The 19,429-nt window shown below is 70.1% G+C and carries 16 protein-coding genes; 10 read left to right on the forward strand and 6 right to left on the reverse strand.

Going from position 1 to position 19,429, the window contains the following annotated elements; all coding sequences use genetic code 11:
- Positions 1 to 258: 258 nt before the first annotated feature.
- Positions 259 to 564: a hypothetical protein gene (locus tag AC3WXD_RS13275; RefSeq protein WP_155887916.1), complete on the forward strand. Its 306-nt coding sequence runs from the start codon at positions 259 to 261 to the stop codon at positions 562 to 564.
- A gap of 192 nt (positions 565 to 756) precedes the next feature.
- A complete protein-coding gene (locus AC3WXD_RS13280; protein ID WP_492323906.1) occupies positions 757 to 2,046 on the forward strand; it encodes an acyltransferase family protein in 1,290 nt (429 codons plus the stop codon).
- Here the strand turns inward: AC3WXD_RS13280 and AC3WXD_RS13285 are convergent.
- A complete protein-coding gene (locus tag AC3WXD_RS13285) occupies positions 2,043 to 3,290 on the reverse strand; it encodes an outer membrane beta-barrel protein (RefSeq protein ID WP_492323907.1) in 1,248 nt (415 codons plus the stop codon). The genes AC3WXD_RS13280 and AC3WXD_RS13285 overlap by 4 nt on opposite strands.
- A 671-nt stretch (positions 3,291 to 3,961) precedes the next feature.
- Between AC3WXD_RS13285 and AC3WXD_RS13290 the strand changes: the two genes are divergently transcribed.
- Together AC3WXD_RS13290 and AC3WXD_RS13295 are read left to right on the forward strand one after the other, a co-directional pair.
- The gene (locus AC3WXD_RS13290) at positions 3,962 to 4,183 is read left to right on the forward strand and encodes a hypothetical protein (RefSeq protein ID WP_029044416.1); all 222 of its coding nucleotides are present in this window, start codon (positions 3,962 to 3,964) and stop codon (positions 4,181 to 4,183) included.
- 43 nt (positions 4,184 to 4,226) lie between these two features.
- A complete protein-coding gene (locus tag AC3WXD_RS13295) occupies positions 4,227 to 4,523 on the forward strand; it encodes an H-NS histone family protein (protein ID WP_020206817.1) in 297 nt (98 codons plus the stop codon).
- A 23-nt stretch (positions 4,524 to 4,546) separates the two neighbouring features.
- Here AC3WXD_RS13295 and mdeB read toward each other — a convergent pair whose 3' ends face one another.
- From mdeB to AC3WXD_RS13310, 3 genes are all read right to left on the reverse strand, one after another.
- Entirely contained in the window at positions 4,547 to 7,216 is a 2,670-nt protein-coding gene (mdeB, locus tag AC3WXD_RS13300; protein WP_492323908.1) for an alpha-ketoglutarate dehydrogenase, read from the reverse strand.
- Positions 7,217 to 7,517: 301 nt separating this feature from the next.
- Positions 7,518 to 8,039, reverse strand: a complete 522-nt coding sequence (locus AC3WXD_RS13305; RefSeq protein WP_492323909.1) for a hypothetical protein — start codon at positions 8,037 to 8,039, stop codon at positions 7,518 to 7,520.
- Positions 8,036 to 8,569: a hypothetical protein gene (locus AC3WXD_RS13310; protein WP_492323910.1), complete on the reverse strand. Its 534-nt coding sequence runs from the start codon at positions 8,567 to 8,569 to the stop codon at positions 8,036 to 8,038. Before AC3WXD_RS13310 ends, AC3WXD_RS13305 begins: the two co-directional genes overlap by 4 nt.
- Positions 8,570 to 8,764: 195 nt before the next feature.
- Here AC3WXD_RS13310 and AC3WXD_RS13315 point away from each other — a divergent pair, with 195 nt between their 5' ends.
- Both AC3WXD_RS13315 and AC3WXD_RS13320 read left to right on the forward strand, forming a co-directional pair.
- Complete coding sequence (locus AC3WXD_RS13315) at positions 8,765 to 9,736, forward strand: 5'-nucleotidase (protein WP_020206812.1); 972 nt, start codon at positions 8,765 to 8,767, stop codon at positions 9,734 to 9,736.
- Positions 9,733 to 10,050, forward strand: coding sequence for a YnfA family protein (locus AC3WXD_RS13320; RefSeq protein WP_020206811.1), 318 nt, complete (start codon positions 9,733 to 9,735; stop codon positions 10,048 to 10,050). Before AC3WXD_RS13315 ends, AC3WXD_RS13320 begins: the two co-directional genes overlap by 4 nt.
- Positions 10,051 to 10,297: 247 nt before the next feature.
- Here AC3WXD_RS13320 and AC3WXD_RS13325 read toward each other — a convergent pair whose 3' ends face one another.
- Complete coding sequence (locus AC3WXD_RS13325; RefSeq protein WP_492323911.1) at positions 10,298 to 13,867, reverse strand: indolepyruvate ferredoxin oxidoreductase family protein; 3,570 nt, start codon at positions 13,865 to 13,867, stop codon at positions 10,298 to 10,300.
- A 144-nt stretch (positions 13,868 to 14,011) separates the two neighbouring features.
- On the opposite strand from AC3WXD_RS13325, the gene AC3WXD_RS13330 reads away from it, so the two are divergent.
- From AC3WXD_RS13330 to AC3WXD_RS13345, 4 genes are all read left to right on the forward strand, one after another.
- Entirely contained in the window at positions 14,012 to 14,959 is a 948-nt protein-coding gene (locus AC3WXD_RS13330) for a LysR family transcriptional regulator (RefSeq protein ID WP_020204051.1), read from the forward strand.
- A gap of 250 nt (positions 14,960 to 15,209) precedes the next feature.
- Positions 15,210 to 16,730 carry an aldehyde dehydrogenase gene (adh, locus tag AC3WXD_RS13335; RefSeq protein ID WP_454732793.1) on the forward strand — a complete coding sequence of 507 codons (1,521 nt, stop codon included), beginning with the start codon at positions 15,210 to 15,212 and terminating at the stop codon, positions 16,728 to 16,730.
- 122 nt (positions 16,731 to 16,852) lie between these two features.
- A complete protein-coding gene (gene adhP, locus AC3WXD_RS13340) occupies positions 16,853 to 17,884 on the forward strand; it encodes an alcohol dehydrogenase AdhP (RefSeq protein ID WP_029043829.1) in 1,032 nt (343 codons plus the stop codon).
- Between the two features lie 28 nt (positions 17,885 to 17,912).
- Complete coding sequence (locus AC3WXD_RS13345; RefSeq protein WP_492323912.1) at positions 17,913 to 18,299, forward strand: DUF779 domain-containing protein; 387 nt, start codon at positions 17,913 to 17,915, stop codon at positions 18,297 to 18,299.
- A 21-nt stretch (positions 18,300 to 18,320) separates the two neighbouring features.
- On the opposite strand, the gene AC3WXD_RS13350 is transcribed toward AC3WXD_RS13345, so the two are convergent.
- A complete protein-coding gene (locus tag AC3WXD_RS13350) occupies positions 18,321 to 19,355 on the reverse strand; it encodes a LacI family DNA-binding transcriptional regulator (RefSeq protein WP_492323913.1) in 1,035 nt (344 codons plus the stop codon).
- Positions 19,356 to 19,429 lie beyond the last annotated feature (74 nt).

Genomic DNA, 19,429 nt, shown 5'->3' on the forward strand with positions numbered 1-19,429 from the left:
CTTTCCATCGGGCGCGGCATGCAGGCCCGGAACCATCCGGTGCCGCCGTGCTCGTCCGTGAAGACGAACCATCATGCAGAACCCAGTGACCGCGCACCTCCCTCCCTGCTCGCGCGCGGCCGCTTCTTTCCCGGCTGATGATTCACTAGCCGCAGGGGGCGGCAGACCCGTCGCCCCCTGACTTTTACGAGCCCGCCCGCCCCCTCCACCGCATGCGGCGCGCCGCGCAGCGGCTCGACTACCCCGGACAAACACATCATGAAAAAGATCGCTCTCGCCGGTGCCGGCCTGATGGCACTCTCCTGCTCGCTGTCGGCCCTCGCCGGCCCGGATTTCGCCGTCATCGAGAAGGCCCGCGAGGCCAAGCGCGCCCAGCAGCATGCCGCCGTCAGCCAGCCCGTGGCCACCACCGCCACCACCACCCAGGCGTCGGTGACGCCGCGCGGCGTGGTCTACAAGCACGAAGTGGCTGCCGTGCCGGCGCGGGACACCATCGGCCAGCAGGCCGCGCCCGCCCGTAGCACGGCCGCGCCGCAGGCCGGCGCGGACGGCTCCAAGAGCTGAGCCCGCTCACGCGCGAAGCTGCCCGGCCGCCGCGCGCGGCCGGCCCGATGCCACGCATCGGCGCATGACGCCTTGCGCACGGCGCGCCGTGCCGCCCACGCGGCGCGGCGCGCCGTGCGTTGAACTTGGCGGACGATGCCTAGGGGACGCCGGTACACTCGTGCCGATACGGGAAACCTGGATGGGGCGTCAATGCGCAGCGAGTATCCCCGTTCACAGCCGCGCGGCGCACGGCGCAACGGCGCCACGACCGCGGGCCCGCGGGCAGCGCCCGCAAGCCGCCTCGCGCGCGGCCACCTGCGCCCGCTCGACGGCATACGCGGCATCGCCATCCTGCTGGTCTTCTTCCACCACTCGGTGGTGCCGGCCGCGCTCGGCGACAGCGGAACCATCGGCCATCTCGCGCTCAAGCTGCTGGTGTCGGGCTGGATCGGCGTGGACGTCTTCTTCGCGCTGTCCGGCTTCCTGATCACCGGCATCCTGCTCGACGCGAAAGGCGCGCCGCGCTACTTCGTCAATTTCTACGCCAGGCGCACGCTGCGGATCTTCCCGCTGTACTACTTCTTCCTGGTTCTGTTCTTTCTGGTCCTGCGGCCATTCCTGGCCGACATCTACCAGCCCGGGCAGGCCTATGCGGACCTCCATCGCGCGCAGGCGTGGTTCTGGAGCTATCTGCAGAACTGGTATTTCGCCAGGCTGCCGCAGGGCTCGCCGGTGCCGGTGACGCAACTGTGGTCGCTCGCCATCGAGGAGCAGTTCTACCTGGCCTGGCCGCTGGTGGTGTTCCTGTGCCCGGCCCGGCGCGTGGCGCTGCTGTCGCTGGCCCTGTGCGCGGCGTCGCCGCTGCTCAGGCTGGCCCTGATCGCGCGCGGCTGGGACCAGATGGCAATCTACGTGTCCACGCTCACCCACGTCGACCCGCTCCTGTGGGGCGCGCTGGTGGCGTCGTATGCGCGCTGCCGGGCGCCGCTGCCCAGCGCGCGGCAGGTGCTGGGCGCGCTCGCGGTGCTGGCATTCGCTGGCGCGGCGCTGGTCGACGTGCTCGACGGCGGGCTGCGGCGCAACGGGCTGGCGCTGCAGACGCTGGGCTTCAGCATCATCGGCGCCAGCGCCGCGCTGCTGATCGCGGCCACGCTGCTGCTGCCGCCCGATGCGCGGCTGAACCGGTTCCTCGGCCACCGCGTGCTGACCACGTTCGGGAAATACAGCTATTCGCTCTACGTGTTCCACCCGCCGGTGCTGTATGCCGTGGCTTGGCTGTTCCGCTCGCGGCTGCAACTGCTGCCGGACGAGGGCAGCGTGTTCTCGGCCGGCTACCTGTGCTTCGTGCTGGTTTCCCTGCTGGCGTGCATGCTGATCAGCCTTGCCACGTGGCATCTGTTCGAGGCAAGGCTGCTGGCGCTCAAGCGATACTTCGGCGCGGAAGCGGGGCGGCCCGCGCGCATGGCGCCGACCTCCGGCAACGTCCCCGAGGCGGACTAGAGCAGCACGCCGATCTCGCACAGGCCGCGCACCTGCGCGCGGCGGTTGCCGTCGGTGCCGAAGGCCGCGCCCGGCGCGGTCCGGCGCGCGCCCACGTAGGCGAACTCGGTACGCACGAAGAAGCGCTTGTACTGGTACGTCGGGGTCAGCGTGACCGACCACGCCTCGCTGCCCGCGCCGTACAGGAGATTGGGCGCGCCGCCCGCCGCGGTGCCGGTCGAGGCGATGTACTCCAGCCGCACCGGCAGCTTGAACCCCGGCAGCCGCAGCCCGGCGGGCGTGGCGTCGGCGCCGAAGTCGTAGCTCATCAGCAGCGCGCCGCCGTAGGTCGAGGCCGCCTCGCTGGTGCCGTACTCGGGCAGCCTGGGCACGCGCGTGTACTGCAGATAGGGCTGGAAGGTCCATGCGCCGCGGGTGCGCGTGTAGATCAGGTTGTAGATCTGCTGGTTGTTCTGGTACAGCGGCGTCGCGGTCGTCGATACGTCGGTGTGGCCGGTGTTGGCGCCGGCGCTGAACGTGATGGTGCTGCTGCTGTCCAGTGCGTAGCTGGCCAGCCCCGAGATCCAGCTATAGCGCTTCGAGTAGAAGCCGTCGTTCACCGATGCGGAAAGCGTCAGCGGGCCGGCGGCGTAGTTGACCTGGATGCCGCGGTTCACCGCGTTCTCCTGGTTCCACAGCAGGCCGCGCTGGATGTTCATGTTCTGGAACGAGAAGGTGCTCTCCGCCCCGATCAGCGTGGGCAGCTTACCGACCATCACCGACAGCGTGTCGGTGGGGGCGATCTTGAGATAGCCCTGGGCCAGCGGGCTGAACAAGGCCGGCGTGGCATCCGAGGTGCGCAGGTACGGTACGCCGAGCACCGGCGTCGAGTAGTAGCCGGCCTGGACGAAGAACTGCAGCAGGCCATCGGCCTTGTTGACGAAGACCTGGGCGTTGCCGAGGTCGAACTGCCGGCTGCGGTCCGCCGGCACGGCGTGGCTCTGCGCCAGCCCGAGCCCGCTCAGCACGCCGCCCACGTAGAGCGGCCCGAGCGCGCCCGCGTCGATGCGCACGGGGGCCGCGCTCAACGTGCTCGCGATCGCCGGCTGCAGTGCCGGCGCCGGCGCTTCCTGCGCTTCCTGCGCGGGCTGCTGGCCGGCCTCGGCCGCCGCCTGCTGCGGCTGGTCCTGCGCCCACGCGGCGGCGGGGCCGGCGCTCAATGCCGTCAGGACTGTGGCGACGCAGAATCGGACGTGTGTTTTCATCGGATGGGTTCCTTCTCTTGCCGGGCCTGGCGTACCGCACCGCCGTGGTGTGGCAGCGGCTCGCCGGCAAGGAACATGCCGCTGCAGGGACGTAAATGTCCGTCATCCCGCGTCGCGCATGGCGTTTTTTCCCCATGAAAAAAACGACTGGTACACATAGTTTTATATCGTTATTCGAATTCATCGCGCAGGCATACACTGCCGTCGTTCCAGCGTGATTCGTCAGGTTCAAGACAGGCCCAAGAGCCGGTCGGACCGGACGCCGCCACGCCGCCGCCCCTGGAGATGACGCATCATGAAGACCCGAGGTATCGCCCTGGCAGCCGTGGCGCCCGCCACAGCGTTCCGCGCCGCCGCGGCCCATGCCTCGGGCCACGCCGCCCTTGCCGGCGGCGCGAACGACGGCAGGCCCGTTTGCCGGCGGCGCCCGGCACCGGCGCCGGCCCGCGCCGGATGGATATCCGGGTAGACAGGTGGCTCTGTGGCCGCGTGCTTCTCCTTTGCTCCAGTGCGGCCACACTTCTGACGGCTGAGCTATCTCCAGCCGCGGGGAGCGGCCCAGGGCCCGCTCCCCGTTTTTTTCCTCGCGACGGCATGCGCGCCCCGTTGCGCCGCCGGCGCACGGCGTTGCTCCGCAACCCGACCGCAATCACACCGAACAGGCAACGCTCGTGAAAAATCTGACCTTGATGGCCGCCGGCCTGGCGGCACTCGCATGCTCGCTCGCGGCACTGGCCGGCCCGGACTTCGCCGTCATCGAAAAGGGCCGCGCGGCCAAGCGGGCCGAGCAGCGCGCCCAGCGACGGGTCCTGCAGAGCGACGCCGCCAGCGAGCCGGCCGCCGTCAGGCCGCAGCCGGAACAGGCCGGCGCGGCCGACCAGCGCGGCAGTTGAGCCGCATCGCCACGTTGTCGTCGTCCAACTCCCGGTCCCCCGCATGTCCGTCGAAATCGAACGCCTCTCGGCCATCATCTGGGTGCGCGAGCGCATGGCCGCATATGGCCTGACCATCGATGCGCTGGCCGCTGCCGGCTGCTTTCCGGCCGCGATCCCGGCCCCGATCCGGACCACGATCCGGACCACCAAGCCGCCGCCAAAGAGAGAACAGAAGCACTACCGCAATGCCGACGGCCAGACCTGGGACGGCCACGGCGCGATGCCGCACTGGCTGCAGCGCGCCGTCAACGCCGGGCAGTCGATCGAGCATTTCCGCGCCGAGGCCGGCGCGGACTGAGCGGGCCAGGCACGTGGCCTGGCCTAGCGCAGCCAGGGCGCGTCCTGGCCGCCGCCCGCGCCGTAGCGCGCCAGCGCCTGCGCATGCAGGGCCGGCGACACCGCGCGCAGCGCGGCGAGCGCCACGTGATGCCGGTCGACCTCGAAGAAGCCGCGCAGCGCGTCGCGCGTGTCGCTGCGCCCGAAGCCGTCGGTGCCCAGCGCGGTGAACGGCGCCTGCACATAGGAGGCGATCAGTTGCGCGCAGGCCCGCACGTAGTCGGTCGCGGCCACCACCGGCGTGGTGCCGGGCAGGCAGCGCTGCACGTAGCTGCGGGCCTCGCCGCCGGCCGCGAACAGGCCGCCGCGCTCGCACTCGCGCGCGTCGCGCGCCAGTTCGGAGAAGCTGGTCACGCTCCAGATCTCGGACCGGATGCCCCAGTCTTCGGCCAGCAGTTCCGCCGCCGCGATGACCTCGCGCAGGATGGCGCCGGCGCCGAGCAGCCTGACCGCGGCGGCGCCCTCGCCCGGGCCGCGCGTGCCGAAGCGGTACATGCCCTTGATGACGCCTTCGCGCGCATCGGCCGGCAGCGGCGCCTGCGCGTAGTTCTCGTTGTTGACGGTGAGGTAGTAGAACTCGTCGTGCTGGTCTTCGAGCATGCGGCGCGCGCCGTGGTCGATGATGACGGCGGCCTCGCTGGCGAAGGCGGGGTCGTAGGCGCGGCAGTTCGGCACGGTGGAGGCAATCAGCTGGCTGGTGCCGTCCTGGTGCTGCAGGCCTTCGCCGGCCAGCGTGGTGCGCCCGGCGGTGGCGCCGATCAGGAAGCCGCGGGCGCGCTGGTCGGCCGCGGCCCAGATCAGGTCGCCCACGCGCTGGAAGCCGAACATCGAGTAGTAGATGTAGAACGGCAGCATGGCCACGCCATTCACGCTGTACGAGGTGGCCGCCGCGGTCCAGGACGCCAGCGCGCCGGCCTCGGTGATGCCTTCCTCGAGCAGCTGGCCTTGCCGGCTTTCCTTGTAGTACAGCATCGAGCCGGCGTCCTCCGGCTCGTAGAGCTGGCCGGCCGGCGAGTAGATGCCGATCTGGCGGAACAGGTTGGCCATGCCGAAGGTGCGCGCCTCGTCGGCCACGATGGGCACCACGCGCGGGCCGACTTCGCGGTCCTTGATGAGGTTGGTGAACAGCCGCACCACCGCGGTGGTGGTGGAGACCGCGCGCGCGTCCGGCTCCAGCGCGAAGCGCGCGTACTGCATCAGGTCCGGCATGCGCAGCGCGTCGGCGTGGCGGCTGCGCGCCGGCAGGTAGCCGCCCAGCGCGCGGCGGCGCGCATGCAGGTAGGCCATCTCGGCGCTGTCCTCGGCGGGCTTGTAGAAGCGCAGCGCCTCCACCGCGGCATCGTCCAGCGGCAGCTTGAAGCGGTCGCGGAAGGCGCGCAGCGCGTCCACGTCGAGCTTCTTCTGCTGGTGCGCGGTCATGCGCGATTCGCCAGCCTCGCCCATGCCGAAGCCCTTCTTGGTCTTGGCCAGGATCACGGTGGGCGCGCCCGTATGCTCCTGCGCGGCGCGGAAGGCCGCGTGGAGCTTGCGGAAGTCGTGGCCGCCGCGGCGCAGCGCGTCGATGTCGGCGCTGCTCATGCCGGCGGCCAGCGCCTTGAGCTCGGGGTCGCGGTTGAAGAAGTTGGCGAGGTTGTAGTCGCCGTCCCTGGCGCCGAGGTTCTGGTACTCGCCATCGACCATCGCGGCGAAGCGGCGCAGCAGCGCGTGGCTGGTGTCGCGCGCGAACAGCGTGTCCCACTCCGAGCCCCACACCACCTTGACCACGTTCCAGCCGGCGCCGGCGAACAGCGCCTCCAGCTCGTTGATGACCTGGCCGTTGCCGCGCACCGGGCCGTCCAGCCGCTGCAGGTTGCAGTTGACGACGAAGGTCAGGTTGTCGAGCTGCTCGCGCGCGGCCAGCGACAGCGCGGCCAGCGATTCGGGCTCGTCCATCTCGCCGTCGCCGAACACGCCCCACACGCGGCGCCCGGCGGTCTCGGCGATGCCGCGATGCGCGAGATAGCGCAGGAAGCGCGCCTGGTAGATCGCGCTGATGGGGCCGATGCCCATCGAGCCGGTCGGGAACTGCCAGAAATCCGGCATCAGCCACGGATGGGGATAGGAGCACAGGCCGCCGCCGGCCACCTCCTGCCGGTAGTTGGCGAGCTGGCTCTCGGACAGCCGGCCTTCGAGGAAGGCGCGCGCGTAGACACCCGGCGCCGAGTGCGGCTGGAAGTAGACCAGGTCGCCCTTGCGCCCGCCCTCGTCGGCGCGGAAGAAATGGTTGAAGCCCACTTCGAAGATTTCCGCCGCCGAGGCATAGCTGGACAGGTGCCCGCCGAGCTCGCCGTAGGCCTTGTTGGCGCGCACCACCATCGCCAGCGCGTTCCAGCGGATGATCGAGGTCAGGCGCTGCTCCATGTCGAGGTCGCCGGGATAGCGCGGCTGCTCGGCCACGCCGATGGTGTTCTGGTAGGCGGAGTACGGATGCGCGCGGTGGCCCAGGCCGAGATGGCTGGCATGCTCGGCCAGCCGCTCGAGCAGGAAACGCGCGCGCGGCGCGCCGCCGGCGCGCACCACGCCGGCCAGCGCATCGAGCCATTCGCGGGTTTCTTCGTGATCGGTGTCCTCGCCGTGGGCAAGGTCGCCGGCGGCGGCTTGGTGCTGCGCGTGCATGGCTGTCTCCGTGGGGTTGCGTGGCGGGCGGCGGCATCGATGGCGCCGCGTCGCCCCGGGGCGCGGACCGCCTTTCCGGCAAGGTCCGGGGGCCGCGCGGGCAGGAATTCATTGTAGGGAGAGGGGTGCCGCAGAAGCTGCCGAATTCGGGCAGCCGGCGGGCCGCGCGCAGCGGAACGTGCCGCGAAGTGGCGCGGCGGCGGCGTGTCTGTGCCGTGAAGCGGAGAAATGCCGGAACGACGTGCCGCGGCGCGCGCGCGTCAGGCCAGCGCGGCGCCGGCCACCGGCCGGTGGCGACCGGCTATTGCAGGTTGCCCCAGCGCGGCACCGCCGGCTCGGCCGCCGCCCACTTCCAGCCGCCGGGCTGCCTGCAGGCCGTGGTCAGGAACCAGCTGCGCTGCCGCTTGCCGTCGTCGTCCACCGAGAACAGCGCCTCGCGGCACTCGGCCAGCGGCGTGCGGATGACGCGCACCACGCGCACCCAGCCGTGCTGGTTGCCGTAGGGAATGGCATGGCGGATTTCCCAGCGCTGCTGCTCGTCCACCGGCATGGCGCCGATGGTGGCGGCGATGCTGTCCTGCTCGGCGCGCTGCCAGTTGCGGAACACGTACTTGGCGCCGGCATCCGCCGCCGCGGCCACGCCGATGCCCACGCTGGCACCGATGGCCGGGTTGCCGGTGATGGCGCCGGTGGCCACGCCGGCCACCGCGCCAGTCAGGTCGCCCACCGAGGCGCAGCCGCTGGCCAGCGCCGCGGCCAGCAGCGCGGCCAGGGCGGAGGCCGGCGCGGAGACCAGGATGCGCGGCCGCCGGCGGCCGCTCATTGCAGCGAGCCCCAGCGCTCGGTGGCCGGCTCGGCGGTGGCCCACTTCCAGTTCTGGCCGTCGCGGCAGATCGCCGCGATATAGAAGGCGCTCGGCTTGCCGTCCTCGTCCACCGAGAACAGGATCTCCTTGCACGGCAGCGACTTGCCGCCGATCTCGCGGCTGACGGTGACGCGGCCATGCTCGGCCGGCTCCAGCGGCACCGCGTGGTCGGTCTTCCAGTCGGCCACCGCGTCCACCGCGAGGCCGCCGGCGGCCTGGGCGATGCGGTCCTGCGCGGCGGCATGCACGCGCCGCTGGCTGTATTGCAGGGCCGCCTTCGCGCCGGCCTGCACGCCCAGGCCGATGCCGGTGGCGACAGCGGCGTTGTCGGTCACCGCGCCGGCCACCGCGGCGCCGGCAATGCCCGCGCCGGCGGCCGTGCCCTCGTTGAGCAGGGAGCTGCAGCCCGCGGTGGACAGGCACAGCGCGGCGGCGGACAGCACGGCCACGCCACGCAAGGCATGCAGGGGAAGATCGGGACGATTCATGGCAGCAGCGGACCGGCACGTTGACCGGCACGTCGGCCGGCGCATTCGCAAATGCGGGCGAGGATACCCGCGCGGGGTGCCGCGGCCAAGCGGGAAAGTGTCAAAGTTTGTAAACAGCGGACCCGGCGCGGACCCGGTGCCCTGTCGCAATGCGCTGCCTCGGTGCCCCGCCTCGATGCCCTTATACTCGCGCTCATGGCCTACGATCTCACCGACAAACTCGTCATCGGCATCTCGTCCCGGGCGTTGTTCGACCTCGAGCACGAGAACGGCATCTATCAATCCCAGGGCGTGGCGGCCTACGCCGCCTACCAGCGCGAGAACGAGGACCAGCCGCTGCTGCCGGGCACCGCCTTCCCGCTGGTGGAGGCCCTGCTCGGGCTCAACAGCCTGATCCCGGACCTGCGCCCGGTGGAGGTGGTGGTGATCTCGCGCAATTCGCCCGACACCGGGCTGCGCGCTTTCAACGCCATCGAAACGCACCGGCTCGACATCACGCGCGCGGCCTTCACCGGCGGCGCGCCGATCGCGCGCTACCTCAAGGCCTTCAAGGTCGACCTGTTCCTGTCGCGCGAAGCCGCCGACGTGCAGGCCGCCATCGACGGCGGCGTGGCCGCGGCGCAGTTGTACGACGCGCCCGCCGCCTACCGCGCCCCGCCCGGGCAGATCCGCATCGCCTTCGACGGCGACGCCGTGCTGTTCTCGCCCGAGTCCGAGCGGATCTACAAGGAAAAGGGGCTGGAGGCCTTCATCAAGAACGAAAAGCGCCATCGCCACAAGGCCCTGGCCGAAGGCCCGTTCGCCAAGCTGCTGCTGCGCCTGGCCCAGATCCAGGCGCATTTCCCGCCCGGCGAGAGCCCGGTGCGCATCGCCATCGTGACCGCGCGCAACAGCCCCGCCCACACGCGCGTGGTGCACACGCTGCGCGCCTGGAACGTCAGCATCGACGAAGCCTTCTTCCTCGGCGGCCTGCCCAAGGACCAGGTGCTGCAGGCCTTCGGCGCGCACATGTTCTTCGACGACCAGGAAGGCCACGTGGAACTGGCCTCCGCGGTGGTGCCGTCGGGGCGGGTGCCTTACCAGGGCGGCGAGCTCGGCAGCAGCAAGACGCGCAGGCGGGCCAGGAAAGCGCCCGCCGCCGCGCAGGCGGAGGAACCCGCGGCGTGAAGATCTTCGGCCTTTACCTGATCACCGCCTGCGCGGAAATCCTCGGCTGCTACCTGCCCTACCTGTGGCTGCGCCAGAACGCCAGCGCCTGGGTGCTGGTGCCGGGCGCGCTGTCGCTGGCGCTGTTCGCGTGGCTGCTGACGCTGCATCCGGATGCGTCCGGGCGCGTCTACGCGGCGTATGGCGGGGTCTATATCGCGGTGGCGATCGCGTGGCTGTGGCTGGTCGACGGCGTGCGGCCCACGCCGTGGGACCTGGCCGGCGTGGCGGTGGCGATTGCGGGGATGGCGGTGATTGTGCTGCAGCCGCGGTGAGTGATCGGGCTGGGGTGGTTTGAGCGGTGGCGCTGTTTGCGGGCGCCGGCCCTCTCCCCCGGCCCCTCTCCCGCGGGCGGGAGAGGGGAGCAAACCCCGAGCGATTGACGAAGCCCGCGAATGGACCCACGCCGCGAGAGCTAGCTCAAGCAAGGTGTCCTCCCTCTCCCCTCACGGGGAGAGGGCCGGGGAGAGGGGCGGTTTAGCTAGGCGCCACCTCAAGCGAAGCCAACGGTTCAAAAAAAACTCAAGCCGCCACCCGCGCCCCACCCTCCCGATACCGCGCCAGCAACTGCCCGCGCAGCACCGCCGCCTTCTCCATGCTGGCTTCCTTGACGTGCCCGAAGCCGCGGATGTCGTCCGGCAGGCCGGCCAGCGCCACGGCCGTATCGAGCCGCGCGGCGTCGAGCGTGGCGCAGAACTCGTCCACCATCCCGATGTAGTCCTCGATCAGCCTGCGCTCGGCGCGGCGCTCGGCGGTCTTGCCGAACACGTCGAACACGGTGCCGCGCAGGCCGCGGGCGCGCGCCAGCAGGCGGAACACGCCGAGCGTGGCCGGGCCAAAGCGGCGCTTGACCAGATGGCCCCTGGCATCGCGCCTGGCCAGCAGCGGCGGCGCGAGGTGGAAGCCGAGCTGGTAGTCGCGGCCCGGCTCGCCTTCGAACCGGGCGCGCAGCTTGTCGAGGAAGGCCGGGTCGGCGTACAGGCGCGCGACCTCGTATTCGTCCTTGTAGGCCATCAACTTGGCGAGGTTGCGCGCCACCGCCTCGGTCAGCGGCAGGCGGCCGCCGGCGCCGAGCGCTTTCTCCGCGCCGCGCACGCGCGCCACCACGGCGCTGTAGCGCGCGGCATAGGCGGCGTTCTGGTAGGCGGTGAGCATCGTTTCGCGCTGGCGGATCACGCCGTCGAGCGTTTCCGGCATTGACACCACCTGCGCGCGCGCCGCCGGCCTGAGCAGCGCGCCCAATGCGGCTTCGCCGTGATGGGCGAGGTAGCGGCCCCAGTCGAACGCAAGCTGGTTCTTTTCTACCGACACGCCGTTGAGCACGATCGCGCGCGCCAGGCTTTCGCGGCGCAGCGGAATCCAGCCTTTCTGCCACGCAAAGCCGAGCAGCAGCGGGTTGGAGTAGATCGAGTCGGCCAGCAGCGTCACGGCCCAGGCGTTGGCGTCGATGAACGCGCAGGCGTCGCCGACGCTGGCGCGCAGGTCCTGCTCGGCCGAGGCGCCCGGGAATTGCCACCTGGGGTTGTGGATGAACTCCGCCGTGGGCGTGTTGGCGCTGTTGATGGCGGCGGCCGTCACGCCGGGCCGGGTCTTGGACAGGACCTCGGCCGAGGCCGAGACGATGGCGTCGCAGCCGATCACCAGCCGTGCCTCGCCCATCGCGATGCGGGTGGCGTGCAGCGCGGCCGGCGTCGGCGCGATCTGCACGTGGCTGATCACGGCGCCGCCCTTCTGCGCGAGGCCGGCCATGTCGAGCACGGTCACGCCCTTGTTCTCCAGGTGCGCGGCCATGCCGAGCAGGCCGCCGATCGTGACCACGCCGGTGCCGCCCACGCCCGTGACCAGCACGCCGTAGGCGCGCTCGAGCGCCGGCAGCACCGGCAGCGGCAGCGCCGAAAAATCGACATCGGCACCCTTGCCGGCCGCGGCGGCCGGCTTCCTGAGCTGCGCGCCTTCGGCGGTGACGAAGCTCGGGCAGAAGCCGTTGACGCAGGAGAAGTCCTTGTTGCACGACGACTGGTTGATCTGCCGCTTGGTGCCGAACTCCGTCTCCAGCGGCTCCACCGACAGGCAGTTGGACTTGACCGAGCAGTCGCCGCAGCCTTCGCACACCGCGTCGTTGATGAAGGCGCGCTTCGCCGGGTCGGGATAGGTGCCGCGCTTGCGGCGGCGGCGCTTCTCGGTGGCGCAGGTCTGGTCGTAGATCAGCACGGTGACGCCGGCGGTATCGCGCAACTGCAACTGGATCTCGTCGAGCCGGTCGCGGTGATGCACGGTCACGCCGGCGGGCAGCATGGCGCCGTCGCCGTATTTTTCCGGCTCGTCGGTCACGACCACGATCCTGCTGGCGCCTTCGGCCAGCACCTGGTGGGCGATCTGCGGCACCGTCAGCACGCCGTCGACCGGCTGGCCGCCGGTCATGGCCACGGCGTCGTTGAACAGGATCTTGTAGGTGATGTTGGCCCTGGCCGCGATCGACGCGCGCACGGCCAGCAGACCGGAGTGGAAGTAGGTGCCGTCGCCGAGGTTGACGAACACGTGCTTCTCGCCGGTGAAGTGCATCTGGCCGGTCCACGCCACGCCCTCGCCGCCCATCTGGCTGAAGGTGTCGGTATTGCGGTCCATCCACAGCGTCATGTAGTGGCAGCCGATGCCGGCCATCGCGCGCGAGCCTTCCGGCACGCGCGTCGAGGTGTTGTGCGGGCAGCCCGAGCAGAACCACGGCTTGCGCTCGACCGCGATGTGCGGGCGCGCGGCCTCGCGCTCCTTGGCCTCGATCAGCGCCACGCGCGCGGCGATGCGCGCGCGCACGTCGGCCGGCAGGTCGCGCTTTTCCAGGCGGGTGGCGATGGCCTTGGCGATCAGCGCCGGCGACAGTTCATAGTGCGCCGGCAGCAGCCAGTCGCCGCGCGGCAACGACCATTCGCCGCCGTGGTTGCCGCGCTCGTCGAACTTGCCGTAGATCTTGGGGCGCACGTCGTCGCGCCAGTTGTAGAGTTCTTCCTTGAGCGCGTATTCGAGGATCTGGCGCTTCTCCTCCACCACCAGGATCTCTTCCAAGCCGGTGGCGAACTCGCGCGCGCCCTGCGCGTCGAGCGGCCACACGCAGCCCACCTTGAACACGCGGATGCCGACGCGGCGGCAGGTGTCGTCGTCCAGGCCCAGGTCGGCGAGCGCCTGGCGCACGTCGAGGTAGGCCTTGCCGGCGGTCATGATGCCGAAGCGCGCGTCGGGCGAATCGAGCACCACGCGGTTGAGCTTGTTGGCGCGCACGTAGGCCAGCGCCGCGTACCACTTGTGGTCCAGCAGGCGTGCTTCCTGCACCAGCGGCGGGTCGGGCCAGCGGATGTTGAGGCCGTCCGGCGGCATGGCGACGTCTTCCGGCAGCTTGATCCGCACGCGCTCGGGATCGATCTCCACCGAGGCGCTGGACTCCACCACGTCGGTCACGCACTTCATCGACACCCACAGGCCGGAATAGCGGCTCATGGCCCAGCCGTGCAGGCCGTAGTCGAGGTATTCCTGCACGTCCGACGGGTACAGCACCGGGATGCCCGCGGCCATCAGCACGTGCTCGGACTGGTGCGCCACGGTGGAGGACTTGGCGGCGTGGTCGTCGCCGGCCAGCAGCAGCACGCCGCCGTGCCTGGCCGAGCCGGCCGAGTTGGCGTGCTTGAGCACGTCGATGGAGCGGTCCACGCCCGGGCCCTTGCCGTACCACATGGCGAACACGCCGTCGCGGGTGGCGCCGGGAAACAGGTTGACCTGCTGCGAGCCCCACACCGCGGTGGCGGCGAGGTCTTCGTTGACGCCGGGCTGGAACACCACGTCGCTGGCGGCCAGGTGCGCCTTGGCCTTCCACAGCGCCTGGTCCACGCCGCCCAGCGGCGAGCCGCGGTAGCCGGAGATGAAGCCGGCGGTATTCAGGCCGGCGGCGCGGTCGCGCGCCTTCTGCAGCATGGGCAGGCGCACCAGCGCCTGGGTGCCGCTCAGGTAGACCCGGCCCTTCTCCAGCGTGTATTTGTCGTCCAGCGAAACCGTTTCCAGGGACGCCAGTTCGGCTTGCTGGGCGGGGGATAGGGGGGCATTCATCGATGCGGTCTCCGTTCTGCGCTCTGTGGGGGCTGCGCTGAGTGTAGGAAGGCGGCCCGTTATCGTAAAATCAAAAAATCAGAGAACAGGTATGCGCGAGACAGATAATACGCGTTAACCCTGTGACCCATCGGGAGCGCAGCCATGCCGAAGGAACGCAGCAGCAGACAGGACGGCGCGCCGCGCCTTGCCAAGGAAATCACGCTGCGGCAGTTCCGCTACTTCGCCGCGGCGGCCGAGACCGGGCAGTTCTCGATGGCGGCCACCGCCCAGCACGTGTCGCAGTCGGCCATCACCAACGCCGTGCTGATGCTGGAGCAGCAGCTCGGCGTGCGCCTGTTCGACCGCCTGCCGCACGGCGTGGCGCTCACCGCCGAAGGCCATCGCCTGCATCAGCGCGCGCGCGACATCCTCGACGCGGTGCAGGACACCCTGCGCGAGCCGCGCTTCCAGGCGCACAACCTCGCCGGCACGGTGCGGCTGGCGGCGTCGTACACCGTGCTGGGCTACCTGCTGCCGGGACTGCTGGCACGCTTTCGCAGCAACTACCCGGACATCGACTTCGACCTGCACGACATGGACCGCCCCGGCATCGAGCAGGGCGTGCTGAACGGCGAGATCGAGCTGGGCATCTGCCTGCTGTCCAATATCGAGAAGCTGCAGCGCTTCGCCCATCACACGCTGATCCGCTCGCGGCGGCAGTTGTGGGCCTCGCCTTCGCATCCGCTGCTGGCGCTGCCGCGCCTCACGCTCAAGGACATCGCGGCCCATCCGTACATCCAGATCACCGTGGACGAGAGCGAGCGCGCCACCCTGCGCTACTGGCGCAGCAAGCGGCTGGCGCCATCGGTCGCGTTCCGCACCAGTTCGATGGAGGCGCTGCGCGGGCTGGTGGCGCATGGCTTCGGCGTGACCGTGCTGTCCGACATGGTGTACCGGCCGTGGTCGCTCGAAGGCCGCCAGATCGAGGCGCGGCCGATCGCCGACGGCGTGCCGGACATGGAAGTGGGCCTGCTGTGGCAGCCCGGCCGCGCGCTCGACAAGCCGGCCGACGCGCTGCGCGAGTTCCTGATCCACGCCAGCGGCAGCTAACCCGCGCCTGTGACACCGGCGTGTCACGCTGGCGCACGCGCTGTTCCAGATTGACACACCCGCGCGCGCCGCGTCGCCCGGCGGGCGCCCGCATCTGCGCGCCGCGTGGCGCCGCCACGCCCCTGCCACGCCCCTGCCACGCCGCCGCCCGCCGCGGGCATGCCTCTTGCGGATAAGGCGGCGTGCGCGCGGCATCGCCGCACGGCGGCTGTCGCCCGACAGCGGACCACATCAAAGAACGGAGCGAGACATGGACATGGCGGAAATCGCCCAGCTGGGCGTTGCGAACCCCTACAAGGACCAGTACGAGAACTATATCGGCGGCGCCTGGGTGGCCCCGGCCGACGGCCAGTACTTCGAGGCGATCACGCCCGTCACCGGCAAGCCGTTTACGCGCGTGCCGCGCTCCAACCAGAAGGACATCGACGCCGCGCTCGACGCCGCCCACCGCGCCAAGACCGCGTGGGGCCGCACCTCCACCACCGAGCGCGCCAACATCCTGAACCGCATCGCCGACCGCATCGAGGCCAACCTCGTCACGCTGGCGGTGGCCGAGACCATCGACAACGGCAAGCCCATCCGCGAAACGACCGCGGCCGACCTGCCGCTGGCGGTGGACCACTTCCGCTACTTCGCCGGCTGCATCCGCGCGCAGGAAGGCGGCATCTCCGAGATCGACCACGACACCGTGGCCTATCACTTCCACGAGCCGCTCGGCGTGGTCGGCCAGATCATCCCGTGGAACTTCCCGCTGCTGATGGCCACCTGGAAGCTGGCGCCGGCGCTGGCCGCCGGCAACTGCGTGGTGCTCAAGCCGGCCGAGCAGACCCCGGCCTCGATCCTGGTGCTGATGGAACTGATCGGCGACCTGCTGCCGCCGGGCGTGCTCAACGTGGTCAACGGCTTCGGCCTGGAAGCGGGCAAGCCGCTGGCGTCCAGCCCGCGCATCAACAAGATCGCCTTCACCGGCGAGACCACCACCGGGCGGCTCATCATGCAGTACGCCTCGCAGAACATCATCCCGGTGACGCTGGAGCTGGGCGGCAAGTCGCCCAACATCTTCTTCGAAGACGTGATGGCCGCCGACGACGCTTTCTTCGACAAGGCGCTCGAAGGCTTCGCCATGTTCGCGCTGAACCAGGGCGAAGTCTGCACCTGCCCGTCGCGCGCGCTGGTCCAGGAATCCATCTACGAGCGCTTCATGGAGCGCGCGCTCAAGCGCGTGGCGGCGATCAAGCAGGGCCACCCGCTCGACAAGAGCACCATGATCGGCGCGCAGGCGTCGCAGGAGCAGCTGGAGAAGATCCTCTCCTACCTCGACCTGGGCAAGCAGGAAGGCGCGCAATGCCTGATCGGCGGCGAGCGCAACGCGCTGGGCGGCGACCTGTCCACCGGCTACTACGTCAAGCCCACGGTCTTCGCCGGCCACAACAAGATGCGCATCTTCCAGGAGGAAATCTTCGGCCCGGTGGTCGCGGTGACCACCTTCAAGGACGAGGACGAGGCGCTGGAGATCGCCAACGACACGCTCTACGGCCTCGGCGCCGGCGTGTGGAGCCGCGACGGCGCGCGCGCGTTCCGCATGGGCCGCGGCATCCAGGCCGGGCGCGTGTGGACCAACTGCTACCACGCGTATCCGGCACACGCGGCCTTCGGCGGCTACAAGCAGTCCGGCATCGGGCGCGAGAACCACCGCATGATGCTCGACCACTACCAGCAGACCAAGAACCTGCTGGTCAGCTACAGCCCCAACGCTCTCGGCTTCTTTTGATCCAGCGCAAGAATGCGCGCGCGGCACCGCTGGTGCAGCGCGGCCCGCGCGCGCATGATCGGATCGGCGCCCGCCGCGCGGCGGGCGCGACCGCCAACCGAATCAGCTTCAGGAGTCGACATATGACAGCGATGATGAAAGCCGCCGTGGTGCGCGAATTCGGCGCCCCGCTCACGATCGATGAAGTCCCCGTGCCCGAGCCCGGCCGCGGACAGATCCAGGTCAAGATCGCAGCCTCCGGCGTCTGCCACACCGACCTGCACGCCGCCGAAGGCGACTGGCCCGTCAAACCCACCCTGCCCTTCATTCCCGGCCACGAAGGCGTGGGCTACGTCTCCGCCGTGGGCGCGGGCGTCACACGCGTCAAGGAAGGCGACCGCGTCGGCGTGCCGTGGCTGTACAGCGCCTGCGGCTATTGCGAGCACTGCCTGCAAGGCTGGGAAACGCTGTGCGAGAAGCAGCAGAACACCGGCTACTCCGTCAACGGCGGCTACGGCGAATACGTGGTGGCCGACCCCAACTACGTCGGCCTGCTGCCCGACAGCGTGGACTTCGTCGAGATCGCGCCGATCCTGTGCGCCGGCGTGACCGTCTACAAGGGCCTGAAAGTCACCGAGACGCGCCCGGGCCAGTGGGTGGTCATCTCCGGCATCGGCGGCCTCGGCCACGTGGCCGTGCAGTACGCGCGCGCGATGGGCATGCGCGTGGCGGCCGTGGACATCGACGACAAGAAGCTCGAGCTGGCGCGCAAGCTCGGCGCCGAAGTCACCGTCAACGCGCGCACCACCGATCCGGTGGCCTACCTGCAGAAGGAAATCGGCGGCGCCCACGGCGCGCTGGTGACGGCGGTGTCGCCCAAGGCATTCGGCCAGGCCATCGGCATGGTGCGGCGCGGCGGCACGATCGCCCTCAACGGCCTGCCGCCGGGCGACTTCCCCACGCCGATCTTCGACGTGGTGCTCAAGGGCATCACCATCCGCGGCTCCATCGTCGGCACCCGCAGCGACCTGCAGGAATCGCTGGACTTCGCCGCGCACGGCGCGGTCAAGGCCACGGTCTCCACCGCGCCGCTGGAGAAGATCAACGACATCTTCACGCGCATGCGCGCCGGCGACATCGAAGGCCGCGTGGTGATGGACTTCGCCGCAAGCTGAGCATCCCGACCCGGCAAGGAGCGCCCCCATGTCCGAAGCCATCCCCACCGGCGCCGTGCGGCGCGTGGTCGCCACGCCCGCCGCGCTGGCGCTGATCGAGCACCTGCGCGCGCAGCACGGCGAGCTGATGTTCCACCAGTCCGGCGGCTGCTGCGACGGCAGCGCGCCGATGTGCTACCCGGCCGGCGAGCTGATCCTCGGCGAGGCCGACGTCCGCCTGGGCGAGATCGGCGGCGTACCGTTCTACATGACGCGCGCGCAGTTCGAGTACTGGCAGCACACGCGGCTGGTGATCGACGCCGTGCCCGGCTCCGGCGGCATGTTCTCGCTGGAAGGGCCGACCGGCCTGCGCTTCCTGACGCGCTCGGAATTGTTCAGCGACGAGGAGGCGGCGCGGCTGGAGCACGAAGACTGAGCCGCCGCCTGCGCCGCGCCGCTATGCATTGGCCAGCGGCGCGGCGCAGGAACCGCGTATCACCAGTTCGGTCGGAAACAGAATGCGCCGCTGCGCCGGCACGGCGCGGCTGGCGATGCGATCGAGGATCATGCGCGCGCTGGTGCGCCCGAGTTCGCTGTAGTCCCACTTGATTACCGTTATCGCGGGGCTTGCCAGCACGGCAAGATCCGAATCGCCATTGCCGATCACCGAGATGTCCTCCGGGATGCGCAGGCTGTGTGCCCGAACGGCCTTCATGACGCCGGGCAGCATGCCGATGCCGCCCGCGATCACGGCGCTGGGGCGGTTCGTCATGCCGAGCATGGAGGCGGTTTCGACGAACGCCGAGCTGGACTCGAAGCTGCCAGCGTGTATGAGCGCCTCGTCGACCGGAATGCCGGCAGCCTGGTGCGCCTGCCGGTAGCCCTGAATGCGGGACTGGGCCGGATAGGTTTCCAGATCGCCAGTGACCAGCAGGATGCGCCGATGCCCGAGGCTCAACAAATGACTCACGGCCTGGCGCATCCCTTCGGCATGGTCGATCAGCACGCAATCGGCGGCGTTGGCGATATCGCGGTCGAACAGCACCACCGGAAACCCGAGATGCTCGCGCGCGCTGGCCAGCTGGGCATCCACCTGCGAAGCGGTAGTCATGATCAGGCCATCCACGCGGCGCCGGCGCAGAAGGCTCAGGAGCTCCAGCTCGCGGCTCTTCTCGTTCTCCGCGCTGCTGATCAGCAGGACATAGCCGGCCTGGTCGAACACGCTTTGCGCCGCCTTGACGAAACCGGCCAGCACCGGGATGGTGATGTCGCGCACAATGATGCCGATTTCCCGGTTGGAACCATTGCGCATGCTTTGCGCGGCCCGGTTCGGCACGAACCCCAGCTTCTCGATGGCGGCACGCACGCGCACGCGGTTTTCCGGCTCGACATTGCTCGCCTCGTTGATGACGCGCGAAGCCGTGCCGACGGACACCCCCGCCTCTCTTGCGACATCCCGAATGGTGACTGATTTCACACCTGTCCCTTGCATCGATTCAATCGACAGATTGTACTGATATCGTCAGCCGGCCAGGCATTTCCACCGCGGGTCCGCTATTGCGGACC

The organism is Cupriavidus sp. FW216-B1, from assembly GCF_058789195.1.